This is a genomic window from Actinoplanes sp. NPDC049599 (assembly GCF_044465625.1).
GTDB lineage: Bacteria > Actinomycetota > Actinomycetes > Mycobacteriales > Micromonosporaceae > Actinoplanes.
This window is the reverse complement of sequence record NZ_JBITLX010000065.1, coordinates 1-3730: the sequence shown is the minus strand read 5'-3', so window position 1 is coordinate 3730 and position 3730 is coordinate 1. Positions and strand designations below refer to the sequence as shown.

Genomic DNA, 3730 nt, shown 5'->3' with positions numbered 1-3730 from the left:
CAGTTGTACGTCACCCTCCGCGACCAGACGCCGGTCGCGGCGCTCTCGGTGCTGCTGCTCGGTCTCGGCGTGCCGGCCGGGCAGGCCCCGGACGGCGTCGAAGCGGCTGCCGCGCTGTACCGGACCCTGCTCGCCGGCAAACGCCTGCTGATCGTCCTCGACGACGCCCGGGACGCCGAGCAGGTCGCGCCACTGCTGCCCGGCACCGCGGGCTGCCTGGTGCTGGTGACCAGCCGCGGCCCGCTACCCGAGCTGACCGCCCGGTACGGTGCCCGGCCCCTGCCGGTCGGCCCGCTGGCCCCGGAGGAGGCTCGCCGGCTGCTTTCCCGGCTGCTCGGCCGGCGCCCGTCCATCCCGGAGACCCGGCTGCTCGCGACCAGCCGGCGGTTGCCCCGGGCGCTGCGGACGGCCGCGGTCAAGCTGCTGGACTGATCTCCACCGGTGAGTGGAACGACCCGCTTAGCCCTGGCTATTCACGCAGAGCCGCGTTCTAACGGCTGAAAATAAGAAAAGTGCCCTCTGAGCTGGAACGATGGTGTTTGCGAAGACAACCACGAGCCAGCTCAAGGGGGCACTTTCCAAGTGCAGGATTCTAGCGGATGGGCCCGTGACCTGCGGGTAGAAGTCGCCGGCCAGGGCGTGGTGGCCCACACCGGGTCCGTCGCGGTGCGGCTGCTGGCCGACCGCTCAGGACTGACACAACGCCTGTCGCAGGTCCTGAACCCGAAAGACGCTCTGATCCTGCATGATCGCGGCCGGGTCCTGACCGATGCCGCGGTCGTGATCGCGGACGGCGGCCGGGTCATGTCAGACCTGGCCGTGCTGCGTGACCAGGACGAACTCTTCGGGCCGGTGGCCTCGGACCCGACCCTGTGGCGGACCCTGAACTCCATCGACGAGCACACCCTGACCCGGATTGCGGCCGCACGGGCGAAAACCCGCGTCCACGTGTGGAACCTGATCAGAACCCGTCACGGGGCGATCCCGGCGGCGCGACTGGCCGGGGGCGAGGATCTAGGCCGGACGATCGTGATCCGCCTGGACGCCACGATCACGATCGCCCACTCGGACAAGGAACAAGCCGCCGGCACGTTCAAGGGCACCTTCGGCCATCACGCACTGACCGCCTGGTGCGACAACACCGACGAGAACCTGGCCGTGAAATTCCGTCCGGGCAATGCAGGATCGAACACTACCGCCGATCATCTCGAGGTCCTGACCGAGGCGATCCGGCAGGTTCCTGCGCCCTATCGCCGGGACCTGCTGATCACCTGCGACGGCGCCGGATCAACCCTCGATCTCCTGCACCACATCACCGAACTCAACAAACCGGCTGGCCGGAAAGTGCACTACAGCGTCGGGTTCGACCTCGACACCCGCGCCAGGACCGCGATCGGCAAAGTCCCGGCGAACGCGTGGCAGCATGTCCTGGACACCCAAGGACAAGCCCGGGATTTGGACAAGGCCGGCGTCGTCGAGCTCACCGGGCTCCTGCGGGAGTCAGCCGGCGGTGATCGGCTGAAGTCCTGGCCCGAGGGGATGCGGGTCATCGTCCGCCGCGAAAAGCCGCACCCGGGAGCCCAGTTGTCTCTCTTCGAGGAACTGGACGGCTGGCGCTACCAGCTCCTCGCCACGAACACACCGGTCACGACGAGGGGCCTGCTCGGGCAGATCGCGGTCCTGGAAGCCCGTCACCGTGCTCACGCACGGGTGGAGGACCGGATCAGGACCGGGAAGAACACCGGCCTGGGCCACTTCCCCTCCAGAAGTGCCCGGATCAACCAGGCCTGGATCGCCGCCGCCGCGATGGCCTGCGACCTGCTGGCCTGGCTACGGCTGCTCTGCCTGACCGGGCCCCTGGCCCGGGCCGAACCCAAGACCCTGCGTTACCGGATCCTGCACACCAGCGCCCGGATCATCCACGGCCAACGACGGCGAACCATCCGTATCCCCGAAACCTGGCCCTGGGCACAAGAACTACGCGACTGCCTCACCGTTGCGATGAACCTGCCGCTCACCACCTGACCAGCAGCCCCACTTCCTGCCCCCCAACCCGGAGGAAACCGCCCCGGCCCGGAACCGGCGGCCACCGACCCGACAGTCGGACCGCCCGCACGCCCCAACCATCGACAGGAAGGAGAACAAGATCAACAACCGCCAGGAAAGAACCGAGCGACCCTCACCCGCGAATGATCGAGGTTAGGAGAAGGCGAAATCACCTTCGTTGAGCACGGCAGACCGCAGCGTGGTGAGGCCAGCCTTGGTCTGTAACTGATTCCCCGAGTGACTCGCGGTCGGTTCAGATCCCGAAGAACTTGCGATGACGGGCGCCCGTGGTGGCGGGCCCGGGCCGATCACCCAGGAGGATCTGCTGCGCGGCGTCGAAGAGCTGACCCGCGCCATCACCTGAGATGTTCGGGCGCGTCCGTCCTCCGGACTCATCGTCCGCGCCGGCTCAAGCCGCGTTCAGGTGCGGCTCACGGTTTCACCTTTCTGGTAACGCTCAAGTCCGCCGGATTTGCGTCGACAGGCCCCTGATATGGCCGGCAGGAAGCAGTACCAGAGCAAACGGCGGGGATGAGAAGAGCAGCATGCAGTCGCGCCGACGTTCTGCTGCGGTCGTGGCCCTGCTGGCGCTTGTCCTACTGGCTGTCCTGGCCCTTCCCACCGTCAACGCGGCGTTCACCGCGTCGACCGCCGGCTCGGGTAACTCGTTCTCCGCTCAATCGGATTTCGAGACCGGTTCTCTGCTGACCTGGGGCGGCCCCAACCGCGCCCAGACCGTTCCGGCCCGGATCGACGCGAACTCCGGTTACACCGCGTCCGCCCACGGGTCGGCGAGCGCATGCGAGATCCGCTCCCCGGGGACCCTCTGGTGCTGGGGCGCCAACAGCACCGGGGCGCTGGGCCTGGGCGACACCACCACCCGGGGCGCCCCGACGCAGGTCGGCAGCGACTCCACCTGGACCTCGGTGTCCGAAGGCAACCTGCACACCTGCGCCACCCGCGCGGACAGCACGCTGTGGTGCTGGGGCACCAACAGCTTCGGGGAGCTGGGGAACGGGTCCACCACCGCTGCGACCGTCCCGACCCAGGTCACCTCCCCGGCCACGACCGGCTGGGGGCTGCTGACCTCGGGCTGGGGCGCCAACTGCGCGCTGCGGGCCGACACCCTGTGGTGCTGGGGCGACAACCAGCGCGGGCAGGTCGGTGACGGAACGACGACCAACCGCCCCACACCGGTCCAGGTCACGGTGGCGGCGGTCAGCGGCTGGCGCAGCATGAGCAACGGCGACCGGCACACCTGTGCGATCTCGACCGGCGCCGCGCTTTACTGTTGGGGAACCAACCCCGAAGGCGAGCTGGGGCAGGGAAACACCAGCGCCTACACCGTTCCGGTCGCGATCCCGGGGGCCTGGTCCAGCATCGGGGTCGGACAGGGCCACAGCTGCGGGATCAAGACCGACGGCAGCCTGTGGTGCTGGGGCACGAACGTCAACGGGCAGGTCGGGGTCGGCTCGACGACCAACGTCACGAGCCCGCGCCAGGTCGGCTCCGCGACCACCTGGCACCAGGTGACCGGCGGTCAGTATCACACCTGCGCCACCCGGGCCGACACCACGCTCTGGTGCTGGGGCCTGAACTCCGTCGGTCAGCTCGGTGACGGGACCATCGTGCAGCGAACGTCCCCGGTGCAGGTCAGCGTGCCGTTCTCCACCGGCTGGTCGCT

2 protein-coding genes and 1 pseudogene are annotated in these 3730 nt (G+C 68.8%); all 3 read left to right on the top strand.

What is annotated here, in order from left to right:
- Positions 1-432 (top strand): annotated as a pseudogene (locus ACIBQZ_RS43135) (hypothetical protein); the annotation flags it as partial.
- Between the two features lie 150 nt (positions 433-582).
- Positions 583-2025, top strand: a complete 1443-nt coding sequence (locus tag ACIBQZ_RS43130) for an IS1380 family transposase (RefSeq protein ID WP_396094762.1) — start codon at positions 583-585, stop codon at positions 2023-2025.
- Between the two features lie 566 nt (positions 2026-2591).
- The coding region (locus ACIBQZ_RS43125; protein ID WP_396094761.1) for an RCC1 domain-containing protein at positions 2592-3730 on the top strand (1139 nt) is incomplete at its 3' end.